Genomic DNA, 16047 nt, shown 5'->3' on the forward strand with positions numbered 1-16047 from the left:
TTTCTTTTTTCAGCTTCATTATCCTGCGTCTAATCGCCTGCCTACCACGAAGCAATAAGACTTTAAAATATGGCATTCACGTTCATCACTTCATAACGATTCATGAGGTAGTCCTCCCATCCAAGGTAGGGATCTTAATTAGCCCAACGCTTCTTCAACATTCCATTCAACTTTTCAGATCCGAACAGCATGGCCATCACATAAACCAGAGCAAAGTACGGAAATACATCAAGCGTAGTGTACGAACCAATTAACCCTAGAAAGGGCGGCAAAAGGGTGGTCCCCGTGTATGCCACAGCCATTTGATACCCTATGATGGACGGTGAATGGGTTTTACCGAACCTGGCGGGGGTCTCATGAATCATGCAAGGATAAATGGGGGCCAGGCCCAATCCGACTATAACAAAACCGACAAGCGACATCGTAACCGGCAAGGGCAGGATAAGGAGTACCGTCCCAATAAGTGCTGTAATCTGTCCTAATCGGATCATGAGCTGATGGTTGGTGACCTTCAAAAGTATAAACCCTGTAATAAGCCGTCCTAGCATAATACCCGTATAGAAAAAAGAGACTCCTTGAGCGGCCAAAGCTGCAGACATGCCCTTGCTATTCACAAGATAGCTGCTTCCCCACAGTCCTAGCGTTGATTCAACGCCGCAATAGAAAAAGAACGTGAACAATGCATACTTGACTCCTTTGATTTTTAGCGGCTTTTCCTTGGATACCCGTTCTTCCGAGTAATCCGGATTCACTGTGCTACCTTCATCGATTGGCACCCTCTGAGAGACTAGATTCCATAATGGGAGGGTTAACACGAGTAAAAGGGCTAGGGTGAACTGGATATAGGAAATGGTTACATAACCAGCTCTCCATGTGCCTTGATTAGCCATATAATAAGACATCATGATTGGGCCTATGCTTGCCCCCACTCCCCAAAAGCAATGAAGCCAGTTCATATGATGGGCTTTATAATGCAACGCCACGTAGTTATTCAGCGCAGCGTCGATAGCTCCTGCACCCAGCCCCAAAGGGATCGCACAGATAATAAGCCAATCCAGAGAGGGAGAATAGGCAATGCCAAATAAGGCCACCGCTGTCAGGGCCACACTTATACACGTGACCTTTCCCGTCCCCAGTCGTTTATTTAGCCAGCCGCTAGCCAGGCTTGAGAAAATGGTCCCTGCTGCAACAATCATATAAAGTAAGCCTGCAGTCTCCAGTGGCTGGTCATAATCAGACTGCATGACCGGCCAGGCAGCACCCAGTAAGGAATCTGGAAGACCCAGGCTTATGAAAGCCAAGTAAATCATAACCAATAAGAGCATTGCCAAAGGATACCACCCTACTTTCCATTCTCCACGAATAACTCACTACCATAACATTATACGGCGAGACAAGCCCACTATCCCTCTATTTTCCCACTATGAATTTCCAAATCCGAGTTTAGGTAACCTCCTCTTCTTGAAATAACGATCCACAAAAAAGAGACTTCTTCATTTTTATGAAAAAGTCTCGATCATTAATTATTCTAAGGTCTCACCCTATTATTCAAGAACTCTATTCCTGTACCAAAATCACTTCATCGTGTCCGCAGTTGGGGCACTTCATAATATGCGGGCATTGTCCCTTTTGAAGGGATTCGGGAAAACCGTCATTTTTTTTCAATGTATCAATATCCATATAAGCACTGTAATCATCGGCATAATCCATCAATTTCCCTTGATCTTCAAGGTCACTGCTGCATTTAGGGCATTCTAAATGCATTTTTCTAAGACCATTGCATAGTGGACATAAAGACATGACCATTCCTCCTGTTCGATTTATCTAGTTTAAGTATTCGTTTATTCCATCATTTTAACACATTAAAACATCCTCCCTACATGCGAGGAAGGATGCTTACCTGTTGATTATTTATTGACCATGTTAGCAGGGTCAACCCATGCTTTGAATTCATCTTCCGTTAGGAATTCAAGTTTCAACGCCGCTTCTTTTAAAGTGGAGTTGTCTTTGAATGCAGTTTTCGCAATTTTAGCCGCTTTTTCATACCCGATATGTGGGTTCAATGCCGTTACGAGCATAAGAGAACGATCAACATTTTCTTTGATCTTATCTTCATTCGCTGTAATTCCTACCGCACAGTTATCATTGAAGGAATGAATGCCATCAGTCAATAATTTAACGGTTTGCAGGAAGTTGTAAATGATGACCGGTTTGAAAACGTTCAATTCAAAGTTCCCTTGGCTTGCTGCAAAACCGATTGTAGCATCATTTCCGACAACTTGTGTCGCAATCATTGTCATTGCTTCACATTGGGTCGGATTCACTTTACCTGGCATGATGGAGCTGCCTGGCTCATTTTCAGGAATGGCGATTTCACCGATTCCGCTTCTTGGGCCACTTGCCAGCCATCTAACATCATTGGCAATCTTCATTAAATCAGCAGCCAACGCTTTAAGAGCACCGTGTGCATAAACAATTTCGTTATGGCTTGTTAAAGCATGGAACTTATTATCCGATGTGACAAATGAATGTCCCGTATCCGCTGCGATTTGTTTAGCAGAAAGTGCCGGGAATTCTTTTTTCGTATTGATTCCAGTCCCAACAGCCGTACCGCCCAATGCAAGGTTCAATAATTTTTGGCTACTTTCTTCGATCATCGCCAAATCTTTATCAAGCATTGCTTTCCAACCGGAGATTTCTTGGCCAAGAGTTAGTGGTGTCGCATCTTGAAGATGGGTACGTCCAATTTTCACGACATCCCAGAATTCTTTTTCTTTGGCTTCGAATGTGTCACGAAGCACTTTAATGGCCGGTACCAATTTTTCGGCAACTTCCATATAAGCTGCGATATGCATGGCTGTCGGGAATGTATCGTTAGAGCTTTGCGCTTTGTTAACATCATCATTCGGGTGAAGCATCTCAGTTTCGCCTTTTTCCTCTAACCATTTATTGCCTTTGTTTGCGACCACCTCATTCACGTTCATATTACTTTGTGTGCCGCTACCAGTTTGCCAGACGACAAGTGGGAAATGTTCGTCAAGCGTACCTTCAAGGATTTCACCACAAATTTTAACGATGGCATCCTTCTTCACTTCTGAAAGATCGCCAAGTTCAAAATTCACTTTTGCTGCCGCTTGTTTTACGTAAGCAAATGCATGAACTAATTCAATCGGCATTTTTTCATAACCGATTTTGAAGTTATTACGGCTTCTTTCCGTTTGAGCACCCCAGTACTTATCAGCAGGAACTTTTACTTCCCCCATTGTATCTCGTTCGATTCTATATTCCATGTGTTCTCCTCCTATATTCGCACTATCCACTGAGAAACAATATGTATATGTAATGAATAATGACGTTTTATATGATCCCCTATATATTGTACAAACATTATTATTGTAAAGCAAAAAAAACGGAACACAAATGACCTTTTCCTTCAGAAAAGTCCGTTTAATCTGAATCCGGTTCTATTACTCTGTTGAATTCGTAATTTTATAATGATAAATCTGATACATGTTCCATAATAGCTAGTCCCAAATAACCGTCTATTAGGAATGTCCTTGACAGAATCCTATATTTATAGTAAATTCAAAAGAAATTGAATAATCAAAACTCTTATCGAGAGAGGTAGAGGGAATGGCCCTATGACACCTCAGCAACCTTCATTTGTTTCAAACCAATGAAAAGGTGCTAATTCCACAAGTTTGTGTAACTTGGAAGATAAGAAGAATGACTCTATCCTACTTATTCAAGTCTTCTTCTTAAAGAAGACTTTTTTTATTTTATTTAACTAAAAGGAGCAGTGAAAAATTATGTACAAAACAGAAACCTATCTTGCTCAGCTTGGAAACCGCAGTGAAACGGCGACAGGAACGGTCAATCCGCCCGTTTACTTCTCGACGGCTTTCCGTCACGAAGGAATTGGTCAATCAACAGGATTCGACTATACACGAACAGGAAACCCTACACGCCAGCTATTGGAGCAATCTATCGCCAAACTAGAACATGGCGATCAAGGATATGCATGTAGCTCGGGAATGGCTGCCATTGCCACCATCCTTTCCTTATTCAAATCAGGGGATGCATGGATCAGTAGCGAAGATTTATATGGCGGTACATATCGTTTATTAGAGCATGGCTTTAAAAAATGGGGGCTACAATGCGAATATGTCAATACATGTTGCCTGGAGGATATTGAAAAAGCAATCACCCCTCAAACAAAGGCCATCTTTATTGAAACTCCCACAAACCCTCTTATGCAGCAAACGGACATTCCAGCCGTCGCCGCTCTTGCCAAACAATACAATTTACTATTGATTGTTGACAATACTTTTTACACGCCGATCATCCAACAGCCCCTCTTACTTGGTGCTGACATCGTGATTCACAGTGCAACGAAATATCTAGGTGGCCATAATGACGTGTTGGCCGGCTTGATTGTGGCAAAAGGCGCCGAGTTATGTGAGTCCCTTGCTTTCCACCATAATGGTATGGGTGCGGTCTTGAGCCCATTTGATTCGTGGCTGTTGATGCGCGGGATGAAAACCTTGGCACTGAGAATGGAGCGTCATGAAAAGAACGCCAAGGTTATCGTTGATTATTTGACGGAACATGAAAGTGTAACGGATGTTCTCTATCCTGGTCGTGGCGGCATGATTTCATTCCGGGTCAATGATGAAGCGGTGGTCAACCCATTTCTACAGTCCCTTTCATTGATTTCATTTGCCGAAAGCCTTGGTGGTGTTGAAAGCTTCATCACATATCCGGCGACACAGACACATGCCGATATGCCTCTTGAAGTTAGAACGGCAAATGGAGTTTGCAATCGACTCCTTCGATTCTCTGTCGGCATCGAGGACAGCGGAGATTTAATCGAAGACCTGCAGCAGGCATTTGCTCAAGTAAAAAAGGAGGCAATACGATGACAAACCAAGAATTCAGTTTTGAAACCAAATTACTACACAACCAACATAAATTTGATCCAACAACAGGTGGGGTGAGTGTTCCGATCCAGCATGCTTCCACCTTCCATCAAACCGACATTGATCAATTTGGCAAATACGATTACAGCCGGAGCGGGAATCCGACGCGAGAAGCACTGGAAGATATCATTGCGGAACTGGAAGAAGGCACGCGCGGATTCGCTTTTTCATCCGGGATGGCTGCCATTTCAACGGCTTTCCTCCTGCTTTCTGCCGGTGACCATATCGTCATCTCTGAAGATGTATACGGAGGCACATTCCGAATGGTAACAACCGTGCTGACCCGTTTTAACATCGAACATACCTTCGTGGATATGACGGATCTTGAGAGTGTAAAAGCGGCCATCCAGCCAAATACGCGAGCAATCTATATTGAAACGCCTTCCAATCCCTTGCTTAAAGTAACCGATATTAAAGCGGTATGTGATATCGCCAAAAGCATTGGCGCATTAAGCTTTGTAGACAATACATTCCTGACACCTGCCCTGCAAAGACCGTTAAACCTCGGGGCCGATATTGTCCTGCACAGTGCAACGAAATTTTTGTCTGGACATAGTGATGTCGTAGCAGGCCTTGCCGTCGTAAAAGACCCGGACCTTGCCGATAGACTTGGTTCCCTCCAAAACTCTTTTGGAGCGGTGCTCGGTGTTCAGGATGCCTGGCTTGTGATGAGAGGTCTGAAAACCCTATCCGTCCGGATGGAGCACTCTCAAAAAGGTGCTGAGAGAATTGCGGAATATTTAAAACAGCAACCGTTAGTGAAAAACGTGTATTACCCTGGTCTTTCCGACCACCCACAACACGGCATCCAGGAAAATCAAGCCAGGGGAGCGGGAGCTGTTCTATCATTCGAATTGGAAAGCGAAGAAATTTTCCGCTCGTTCGTAAACCATGTCGAGTTACCCGTATTTGCTGTAAGCCTCGGGGCCGTCGAATCGATTCTATCTTACCCGGCTAAAATGTCCCATGCGGCCATGCCTGCAGAAGAAAGGGAAAAACGCGGCATCACGAACAGCTTGCTTCGCTTGTCCGTCGGTTTGGAAAATCCTGATGATTTGATCAGGGACTTTGATTTAGCCCTTAAGAAAAGTGCAGAAAAACAGGCCGTTTCTACTAAATAATCGGATGAGAAGGATAAAAGGAACAAGTAATGTTAGGATTTTAATTCAGGATATTTCAAAGGAGAAAAGGATTTGAAAATCGATCGAACAGACGATTATGAATTAGTTGCTAGATTGAATAAATACGTGCACGATTTACATGCGAATTTATATCCTGATTATTTTAAGCCATATAACTTCCAAGAAGTTAAAGCTTTTTTCCAAGGAATCATCCATCGAGACGAATTCACTTTCCTGAAGTTGGAGGATGAAGGAAAACCTTTGGGATATGCTTGGATTGAGTTAAGAAACCTTCCCGAAAATGCCTTTAAAAAAGCGTATAAATCTGTATATGTTCATCAAATAAGTATAGTGGATAGTCAAAGAAGAAAAGGATATGCTACTACGTTGATGGATAGAATTACTGATTTTGCAAAAGAAAACGGCATTAACAGGATTGAACTGGATTATTGGTTCGATAACGAAATTGCAAGGCACTTTTATAAGAAGAATGAGTTTGTAAAATACCGAGAATTTGTTTACAAGGAAATGTAATCTATATGAGCAAATGAGAAAGAAGAGGAGCAAATGCCCCTCTTCTTTCTCATCCTACATATTATGAATCTATCCAGCCATCCCCTTATTAGGTCCAGCCTGCAGTTCATACATTTGATAGTATTTCCCCTTTTGTTCCATCAACCCTTCGTGTGTCCCCTGTTCCACTATCCGCCCTTTATCCAATACGAGAATCTGGTCGGCATTCTTGATCGTGGATAATCGATGCGCGATGATGAAAGTCGTTCTTCCTTTTTTCAACACTTCCATGCCTTCTTGGATGATGGCCTCTGTTTCCGTATCGATGCTCGCTGTTGCTTCGTCCAAGATCAAAATCGCCGGATCGAAGGCCAGGGCGCGAGCAAAGGAAATCAGCTGTCGTTGTCCCGAGGACAATGTCCCACCTTTTTCAATCACCGGTTCATCAAGCCCTAATGGCAAATGCCGCAACACTTTATCTCCACCAACATCCTTTAACGCTTTTTCTATGGTGGCCCTTGTGATCCTTTCCTGGCCTAGACTGATATTGGAAGCAATCGTTCCCGTGAATAAGTAAGGATCCTGAAGGACGATTCCCATATGTTCCCTTAAGGTTTGATGGGGAATATCCAAAATATCCTTTCCATCAATCTTAATGGATCCCTCATTGCTGTCATAAAAACGGAACAGTAAATTCATGATGGAACTTTTCCCTGAACCAGTATGGCCCACCAATGCTACCGTTTCTCCCTGACTAGCTGAAAAGGATATGTCCTTTAAGACATATTCATTTTCCTTATAGCCAAACGATACATGTTCGAATGCCACATTGCCTTTATATCTGGGAATGTTTCGATCGCTGACTTGAATGCCCGGCTCATCCAACAGACTGAAAGCCCTCTCCCCCGCAACCAATGCCTGTTCCAGGTTCGCGAACTGATTGACGATTCCATGTAACGGATGAAGCAGTCGGCTGATCAAGTCGACGATGGCATACATCATCCCGAGTGAAACGGCTGAGGTCGCTGTAAGAGACATCCCGCCAAAATACCATACAAATGCGATGAGTGCGATAACCTTGATGACTCCAATCAAGTTTCCCCCCGTCAAGGAATTCAAATGAAGCATCTTGTTTTGATAAAAGTAATGATCTCGGTTCAAGGTTTCAAATGACTGTTTCGTTTCCTTTTCACGTCCGAATGCTTGAATGATATTCATTCCTGAAATCGATTCATTGATCATCCCATTGATATCACTGACTCGTTCCCGAATGATATGATTATATTTCGAGGCGAATTTACGATATACCTTCGTCCAGATAATAATGATGGGAACAAGTAGGAGACCCATGAGACCCGCACGTGCATCCAAAATGTATAAGGCAATAAGTACACCGATGATGTTGATCGTACTCGAAAAGAAATTGGCCAGGACGGTTACATATAATTCGCGGATGGCCTCTGTATCATTTGTAACCCTGGCAACGACCTTACCAGCAGGCATATTGTCAAAATAGCGGATTGGCAAACGGGAAATGTGGGTGAAAATATCATTTCTCATCCGCTGGATAATCCGGTTGGCGGCTTTCTGTAAATAAAAGCTCTGTCCGTATTGAAAGACGGAGGAAATGAGGACTAGACCGAAATAAAAAGCGACCAGTCCCAATATCCTTGGAATTTCCGGTTGATAAAACCCCATCAATTCCTGGGTTGATAAGGGTTCAAATGCCGTCCTCGTTTCTTTTCCGCCTTTTTCAATGACTAATGTATTTCCATCTAAACTGCGGCGCCCATCCACCGGGACCGCTTTATCGACGAAGACGAATTGGCTACCGACCTGTAGCACCCGGACCTCTTTCCCTTTCTCTTCCCCTTTTGAAAAATAGGCATCCCTTTTGTACCAGTGATTTTCGTATTCCACGGCATCTTGCCCTTTTTCCGTTTCATGCCAAGATGATTCGATTCCCATTATATGAGAGTCGATGATTTTTTTAGCGACGAATGGACCGCTTAAATCGGCGGCAACGGAAAGGGCCAGCATGATCAGTGCTCCGATGATTATCTTTTTGTAAAGGGAAGCATATTGAACGAGTTTTTTTACAACCTTCATGCCCCGACCTCCGTTCCTTCATTAACTTGTTGCCGTTCATATTGCTCCTTATACCAGCCTTCTTTCTTGAGTAAACTTGCATGTGTTCCCTCTTCGATAATCGTCCCATTGTCGAGGACGATGATATGGTCCGCATGTTGAACGGCCGATAAGCGGTGGGTCGTGATGATTGTCGTTTTCCCCGCCCGTTCATTTTGGATATTTTTGATGATCGTCGTTTCCGTTTTAGCATCCACGGCTGAAAGGGAATCATCCAGGATCAGGATTTCCGGATTTTTAATCAAGGCTCTTGCTATCGATATCCGCTGTTTCTGTCCTCCTGATAGAGCGACCCCCTTTTCACCGACGAGCGTTTCAAGCCGGTTAGGTAGCATCGTTACATCCTTCTCGAAATCTGCAAGCCGGATCGCTTCTGCAAGCTCTTCTTCCGAGGCATCCAGCTTTCCGAAGAGGATATTATCTTTCACGGACCTTGAAAATAAAAAGTGATCCTGTGGGACATACCCGATTTTGCCGCGGACATCCCCGAGTTCAAGCCGTTCAATCGGCATTCCCGCAAATACGACTTCCCCGCTTCCCAGTGGGTATTCCCTCAGCAATTGCTTCACGAACGTCGTTTTCCCGCTTCCTGTTTTACCGACAATCCCTAAAGTGCGGCCTTGTTCCAGTTGAACCGATATATCAGACAGATTCACCACTTTTGAAGAAGGGTAGGTAAAACTCACTTGGTGAAACGCGATATCATCCCCGTTCAAAGATTGCCCGGGCTTCAATGGATTTTTCACATCGGCTTCATAGGAAAGGGTATCTTGAACACGGTCTAAAGATGCATTCCCCCTTTGCATGACATTGATCAATTCGCCTACGGCAATCATTGGCCAAATCAACATGCCTAGGTATACGTTGAATGATACAAGGCCTCCAAGCGTGATGGCTTGTTGAAAAACAAGGTACGCTCCGTATCCAAGGCCGATTAAGTAACTAATGCCGATGATGATGGTGATCGTCGGATCGAAAAGGGCATCGATCTTTGCCACTGCCAGGTTTTTGCGATAAACATTCTCCGTCATCTCATCGAATCTCTTTTCATCTTCCCTTTCCTGGACGTATGCACGTATGACACGCACGCCGGAAATGGACTCCAACACTTTGTCATTCAGCTCACCAAATGCTGATTGTGCATCCGTAAATCGCTTATAAATTTTCTTCACATAAATCTGCATCATGAGGGCCATGATGGGTAGGGGCAGTATAGCCGCAATCGTTAGCTGCCAACTGACGGTCACGCCCATCATGATGACGACCATGAATGTGAAGACGACCGAGTCGACCAGTGTCAATATTCCGAAACCAGCCGTTTGCGAGATGGCTTTTAAATCATTGGTCGCCCTTGCCATCAGATCACCAGTACGATTTTTCTCGTAAAAGGTCGGTGTCATCTTCAATAAATGCCCCATGAATCCTGACCTGATCTTCCTTTCGACCAAATTCCCGCCACCAAATAAAAGGTAACTCCATAAGTATCCAAATAAATAGCTGACACACATAAGAACAAGCAAATAAGTAACATACCGCACCAAGGCATCTTGGGTCATATTGCCATTGTTCATATCATCGATGGCATTCCCAATGAGCCGTGGGGGGATGACTTCCATTACATTTACCAAACATAAAAAGATAATAGCCCAGGTATACCGCCTCCACTGCTCTTTAAAGAACCAGCTCAGCTTCTTGAATATCGCAAACATGAATTCCTCCTCCTTATGTAGTCACCACCAAGGTTGATTGGCCACTATTTGGCTCTCCCGCTCGAAGCAGATATCCCAAAGCTTTGCCCCCCTTGACCTTCCTCCTCTTACACGTGTATACGGAAAGGATACTGGCCTGCCCACAATGCTCTCTAAACAGGAAAAGCTCCCGCATCATTTAGCAGAAGCTTTCAATATGCGTAAGAAAACGCATCAAAAAGCAGGCAGCGAATATCCACAACCTGCGCACATGCTATCCAAAGAAACATATAAGTCTATTACTTATATAGACAATGTTTCGGGCCAGGCTGACGTATGAAAATATACGATCATTGCTTCTTTTTGCTTATCGAATTTCGTCATGACGTCCTCCTCCTTTTAAAGATACATTGGAAATAATTAACTTGTTTTTAAAGATTACTACGGGTGTATATTTTTGTCAATTGTGACTTTTCTAGATTATTGTTGAATAATCATTTATCCTATAGGGATAACGTAACCCTAAAGGAGGTTCATTCTATGAATTGGAGAAGCTATATACTACTGGCTGTTCCATTTTTATTACTATCCATTTTCATTGCATTTGTCGTTCCCGAAAAATACAGTCCGTTAGCTTTCATTCCAGTTGGGCTTTTCTGGGTCGTCTACTATATCATCATGTATTTGAATAAGAAGAAAAAGAACCGTTGATCTAGTACGATGGCTCTGCAGGAGCAACGCCCCTTTCTTGACTGCTCTGCATATACTAACCGAAAAACATTCGTGGTGATTATATGTTCTCGCAATATGTGCAGAAGCTGTTTGGTGGAGCTCCACAAAAGATTCATCCCGTCTTGGATGCCGGGAATTTCGATGCATTGAAATCCAGATTGGAACTCGAGCTTAAGCAGCCTGCGGAAGAATCCATCATTTTCTTTCCTGAAGAATCCTCCCTTATAAAAAACATCCGAGCTGAGACTGCGGCCCAGAACCGGAATAACGTGACCAGGACTCAAGCTTACCTTTCCTATTACAAGCGAAACCCCGAGGTGCATTGGTCTTTTTTAGCTCATATGGTTTCTAGGAACGGTGGCTATCATATGACGGACTTGGCCAGTTCTTCCATGACCCATCTTCTCAACAGCGAGGATCGGCAAAAATTCTTCCTTTTCCTAGAACGGGCAAATTCGGCCATTTTTGCCGATGCCTTTCCACAGCTCCTTTTATATGAAAAGGCCAAGCAAAAAAATATTCCCTTAAGGAAATATTTGCGGATCTTCCATATCTCCAACTTCATGGCCCCCATATGGGAATCCTTTATCCATGAGCCCCATTCTCCACTTTTAACAAACGCCCTCATTATCAATGAACAAAGGATGATGGAGGAACGCGTATTGAAACGCTCCCGTCATGGTGAAATCCTCCGGAGGCTCGATTTCCGGCTACAGGAACTTTTAGGCTTTACGACGGTGCTCTTTCCTTATGCATACCAGAAAAAGCGCTATTCATTAACCGGCCTGACCGTTTCACGATTTGCTGATCCCCTTCAACGAATCAAGACCGGCAAGACCCTATACCAGCTTCTCTTTCAGCACCCCATGATCCTCCAAGGTGTCGAGCAATTCGCAACCAATCATCCCCACACCGCTTCTCGGGCAGACTATTGGGATGATGTGTATACCTCTACATCCATTTCCAGCGTGGAATCGAAGGTATACAGCCCAACCCTCCCCACCGCCTGGAGTGATTGTCCGGTTTTCCCTTTGCCCCGGACTGATTGGTTTACGAAAGAAGCCTTCATTTATGATTTACAAGACTTGCCGCTTGTTCAAAAGGTGGACCTGACAAGCAAGGTTTTAGAAAATGTCCAACACTTAAAGACCATCAATGAACTGAAATCTTTCATTTGAATCCATGCCTCTCATTACGAATACAACTCCCATCATTTGGAAACAATGAGTACCAAAAAGAAGGGGAGAAACCAAATGAGAGGCATTGTACTGATGAATCCGAATCACGCCATAGGAGACTTACATCCGAGTGAGAGTTTTGCAATCCAAAAAATCATGACGGACAAGTATATAGAAGAAAAGAATATTTCCCCGGTCATACTGAACCCATATCAGCTCTATCCGTATTACACTATCCCTCATGTACTTCTCTTTAACCTGCAGAATAAACAAGTAAAGCGAATTGATTGCCTTGTCCTGCATTCAATCGAAACAATGGAACGTTTTATCACGATTTATCCTGAAAAGTGGCTTGAACTTTGCGGATATTTCAATGAAGTAATCAGCGTATCCGACCGTATGAGTTATTCGCTAACACCAAAGGGAAAAGAAGCCAATTAGGCATTGCTCGCATTCCGTATATTCCTTATAATTCCTTAAGAAGGGAAATTCGCAGTTAATTTGGCGGCGTTCCATCCCCCATCTAAAAGGGTACATACTCCCCCTCATCCTCTGCTTCTTTCTTCTCGTCCTCCCGAATTCTCCTGGTTATTCTCTTATTCTTCCGACCTATTTTTTCTAATTAAATAATTTTATGGAATAACCATAGATATATAGGCTGTTTTTATATATCATTAGATTTAGGAATTTTTTACTTTTGATTAAGAAGGGAATGACCTAATTGAAGAAAGAAAAGAAAAAAAAGAATCCAATTCCTTTCCGACTGAACTTTATGTTCTTTTTCATATTCATATTATTTTCCGCCCTGGTTATAAGGCTGGGTATCGTTCAAATTGTTTATGGAGATAATTATTTACGCGAGGTGGATCGAACCGAAAATGATGTGGTCAACAGCCCCGTTCCCCGTGGTAAAATGTACGATCGGTACTTGAACCCAGTCGTCGATAATGATCCTCTTAATGCGATCACCTATACGAAATATCCAAATACAAAGACAGCAGAAATGCTAGAAACGGCCGAAATCCTCGCTACCTTGATAAAAAAGGATACGAAAAAAATTACGGAGCGGGATAGGAAGGATTTCTGGATCTTAAAAAATCCTAAAAAAGCGGAGGCTTTGATTACAAAAGCGGAACGGAAGAAAGTCGAAGAAAATAAGTGGAAAGAAAAAAAGTTATATGAACTTCAATTAGAGCGAATAACCGAAGAAAACATCAAAGAATTCACCAAGGATGAATTGGAAGTTCTCGCAATTTTTCGAGAGTTTAATAGTGGATACGCACTTACCCCATCCATCGTTAAGAATAAAGGCGTGACCAAAAAAGAATTCGCCAGGGTCAGTGAGCATTTATCCGACCTTCCTGGTGTCGATGTTACGACGGATTGGGATAGGACCTATAAATATGATGAAACGTTGCGGTCGGTACTCGGAAAAGTCTCCTCTTCCGAAGAAGGGCTTCCTAGCGAAAATCTAGACTATTATCTAGCCCGTGACTATACCCGGAATGATCGAGTCGGAAAAAGTTATATTGAGAAACAATATGAAGATGTCCTCCGTGGGAAAAAGGCGAAAGTGGAAAACATCTTAAGTAAAGGCGAAGTGGTTGACACGATTCCCGTGACTGACGGAGAAAGTGGAAAGGACCTGGTCCTGACCATCGATATGGAGCTGCAGCAAATAGTAGACGAAATCATTGAAACGGAGTTAAGAAGAACGAAAGCAAAGGGTAATACATATTTGTTAGATCGTGCCTTCGTCGTTTTAATGGATCCTAATACTGGCGAAGTCCTGGCAATGTCTGGGAAACAATACGGGCACAACGCTAAAACCGGTGCGACCGAGATTAACGATTTTGCCCTTGGAACAATTACCACATCTTATACGATGGGTTCCTCTGTAAAAGGGGCGACGGTTTACACAGGTTTTCAAACAGGGGTCATCTCTCCCGGGACAACCTTGTATGACCAGCCACTTTATCTGGCTGGGGCTAAACCCAAAAAGTCATATAGCAACTTGGGGTATCTATCAGATGTAACTGCATTAAAAAAATCATCGAACGTTTATATGTTCCTGACGGCAATTAAGATTGGCGGCGGTCATTATAGTCCACATCAAAAGTTGGGTCTTAAGAGTGGGTCGTTTACCACACTAAGAAACCATTATGCCCAATTTGGTTTAGGCGTTCGTACGGGCATCGACCTTCCCAATGAATCGGCAGGTTTTAAAGGGGTCGATACTTCGACAGATGGATTGCTACTCGATTTATCCATTGGACAGTATGATACCTATACACCGATGCAATTGGCACAGTACGTATCGACGATTGCTAATGGTGGACAAAGACTTGAGCCTCATGTTGTTAAGGAAATCAGGAACCCTTCCGATAAGCATGGGGAATTGGGATCTGTATTTCAATCGGTGAGTCCGAAAGTTTTAAACGATCTGGGCGGGGAAGAAATTTGGATTCAACGTGTCCAAGAAGGCTTTAGACAGGTTGCACAGGAACCTGGTGGAACGGCATATAGTGCTTTTGCCGGCAAGTCATACCGCCCGGCTGCGAAAACAGGGACGGCCCAGGCCTTTTATGACGGGCCTCGAAGAAATGAATATAGCGAACCCGAACCAACTATCAATCTAACGCTTGTAGGCTACGCCCCACACAATAAACCAGAAGTGGCGTTTTCCGTCGTAGCACCATGGGTTTACCAAGGTTCCGCCGCAGATGATATCAACAAGCGGATTGGTGAAAGGGCGATGGATGCTTATTTCAAATTAAAGGAAAAAAGATTAAAAGGAGAAACAGAGAAAGACAAGGCGGTTGATTCAAATCCCGAGTGATCCAAATCGGGTGAATCGACAAAAATGGGGCTGTCTAATAAGTCTTTATTCCAGGGAATTTGACAAAAATAAAGAGGCAGAAATGTTGTTAAATCAACGTTTCTGCCTTTTACCATTTATTCAATTTCGGTGTAATTATCCCTTTTGGGACAGCCCCATTTCATTTTCATACTTAATACTATAGCTTTTGGACGAACTCTTTATAAAGGGCCCGTAGCGCATCTCCCCTGCTAATTATCCCGACAACCTTATTATGTTCATCCACCACCGGGATTTTCTTGAAGTGGTGTTTAGATATGACCTTTATCAAATCAGACAATGGATCTTCCGGGGATAACTTCGTGATTTTCTTATTCTTAATAATTTGCGAGACTTTATCATTCATTTTAGAGGCGACCTTTTCGTCCAGGTTTTCGCCAGGCAAAATCGTGATGTACGTGTAATATCCCTTGACGGATTCTTCCGCGGGTGCCAGGTAGCGTAAAATATCTCCATCCGATACCATCCCTAGAAGCTTATCCTGATCATCGACCACAGGAACCCCACCAACCTTATTTTCTATAAAGAGCCCCATGATTTCCTTTAATGTAAAATTCGGGCGAGCCACATATACCTCTTTGATCATATAATCCTTGACTAACATCCAACCACCCCTTTTATTAAGTTGATGTTCCATATCCAATATCTATATTTTCACTTACTTTCCATTTAATCATACCATTAAAAAACATTGGTACTTCTGCATTCTTTGTCAATTTTTCTACTTTCATCTGCCCCACCCTCTTATTGGACAATCAGCCCCCTCTTTTTCCGTAATACAAATCATTGAATAATATTGGAAGATTGGAT

At 43.1% G+C, this 16047-nt stretch carries 13 protein-coding genes and 1 riboswitch; of the genes, 7 read left to right on the forward strand and 6 right to left on the reverse strand.

Annotated features, from left to right (window positions below; all coding sequences use genetic code 11):
* Window positions 1-134: 134 nt before the first annotated feature.
* The 3 genes from ACQKL0_RS12725 to fumC all read right to left on the reverse strand — a co-directional run bounded on the left by ACQKL0_RS12725 (window position 135) and on the right by fumC (window position 3290).
* Window positions 135-1331 (reverse strand): MFS transporter, encoded by a 1197-nt coding sequence (locus ACQKL0_RS12725; RefSeq protein ID WP_427687944.1) that lies wholly within the window; start codon window positions 1329-1331, stop codon window positions 135-137.
* Window positions 1332-1557: 226 nt separating this feature from the next.
* Window positions 1558-1800, reverse strand: coding sequence for a hypothetical protein (locus ACQKL0_RS12730; RefSeq protein WP_402867664.1), 243 nt, complete (start codon window positions 1798-1800; stop codon window positions 1558-1560).
* Between the two features lie 107 nt (window positions 1801-1907).
* The gene (gene fumC / locus ACQKL0_RS12735) at window positions 1908-3290 is read right to left on the reverse strand and encodes a class II fumarate hydratase (protein ID WP_402867663.1); all 1383 of its coding nucleotides are present in this window, start codon (window positions 3288-3290) and stop codon (window positions 1908-1910) included.
* Window positions 3291-3609: 319 nt separating this feature from the next.
* A riboswitch (SAM riboswitch) is annotated at window positions 3610-3724 on the forward strand.
* Between the two features lie 85 nt (window positions 3725-3809).
* Here fumC and ACQKL0_RS12740 point away from each other — a divergent pair.
* The 3 genes from ACQKL0_RS12740 (at window position 3810) to ACQKL0_RS12750 (ending at window position 6634) form a co-directional block, all read left to right on the forward strand.
* Entirely contained in the window at window positions 3810-4922 is a 1113-nt protein-coding gene (locus tag ACQKL0_RS12740) for a methionine biosynthesis PLP-dependent protein (RefSeq protein WP_402867662.1), read from the forward strand.
* Window positions 4919-6100 (forward strand): cystathionine beta-lyase, encoded by a 1182-nt coding sequence (metC, locus tag ACQKL0_RS12745; protein ID WP_402955616.1) that lies wholly within the window; start codon window positions 4919-4921, stop codon window positions 6098-6100. Before ACQKL0_RS12740 ends, metC begins: the two co-directional genes overlap by 4 nt.
* Window positions 6101-6172: 72 nt before the next feature.
* Window positions 6173-6634, forward strand: a complete 462-nt coding sequence (locus ACQKL0_RS12750) for an N-acetyltransferase family protein (protein WP_427687946.1) — start codon at window positions 6173-6175, stop codon at window positions 6632-6634.
* A gap of 69 nt (window positions 6635-6703) precedes the next feature.
* Here the strand turns inward: ACQKL0_RS12750 and ACQKL0_RS12755 are convergent, their stop codons facing one another.
* Window positions 6704-8722: an ABC transporter ATP-binding protein gene (locus ACQKL0_RS12755; RefSeq protein ID WP_402955611.1), complete on the reverse strand. Its 2019-nt coding sequence runs from the start codon at window positions 8720-8722 to the stop codon at window positions 6704-6706.
* Window positions 8719-10470 carry an ABC transporter ATP-binding protein gene (locus ACQKL0_RS12760; protein ID WP_402955608.1) on the reverse strand — a complete coding sequence of 584 codons (1752 nt, stop codon included), beginning with the start codon at window positions 10468-10470 and terminating at the stop codon, window positions 8719-8721. Before ACQKL0_RS12760 ends, ACQKL0_RS12755 begins: the two co-directional genes overlap by 4 nt.
* A gap of 519 nt (window positions 10471-10989) precedes the next feature.
* Between ACQKL0_RS12760 and ACQKL0_RS12765 the strand changes: the two genes are divergently transcribed.
* From ACQKL0_RS12765 to ACQKL0_RS12780, 4 genes are all read left to right on the forward strand, one after another.
* Complete coding sequence (locus tag ACQKL0_RS12765) at window positions 10990-11160, forward strand: hypothetical protein (RefSeq protein ID WP_402867658.1); 171 nt, start codon at window positions 10990-10992, stop codon at window positions 11158-11160.
* 83 nt (window positions 11161-11243) lie between these two features.
* Entirely contained in the window at window positions 11244-12359 is a 1116-nt protein-coding gene (locus tag ACQKL0_RS12770) for a DUF2515 family protein (RefSeq protein ID WP_427687949.1), read from the forward strand.
* 75 nt (window positions 12360-12434) lie between these two features.
* Window positions 12435-12800: a hypothetical protein gene (locus ACQKL0_RS12775; RefSeq protein WP_402990237.1), complete on the forward strand. Its 366-nt coding sequence runs from the start codon at window positions 12435-12437 to the stop codon at window positions 12798-12800.
* Window positions 12801-13131: 331 nt separating this feature from the next.
* Complete coding sequence (locus ACQKL0_RS12780) at window positions 13132-15198, forward strand: peptidoglycan D,D-transpeptidase FtsI family protein (RefSeq protein WP_427688113.1); 2067 nt, start codon at window positions 13132-13134, stop codon at window positions 15196-15198.
* Window positions 15199-15376: 178 nt separating this feature from the next.
* Here ACQKL0_RS12780 and ACQKL0_RS12785 read toward each other — a convergent pair whose 3' ends face one another.
* A complete protein-coding gene (locus ACQKL0_RS12785) occupies window positions 15377-15841 on the reverse strand; it encodes a CBS domain-containing protein (protein WP_402955599.1) in 465 nt (154 codons plus the stop codon).
* Window positions 15842-16047: the final 206 nt, after the last annotated feature.

This window comes from Peribacillus sp. NPDC097264 (assembly GCF_050277925.1).
GTDB lineage: Bacteria > Bacillota > Bacilli > Bacillales > DSM-1321 > Peribacillus.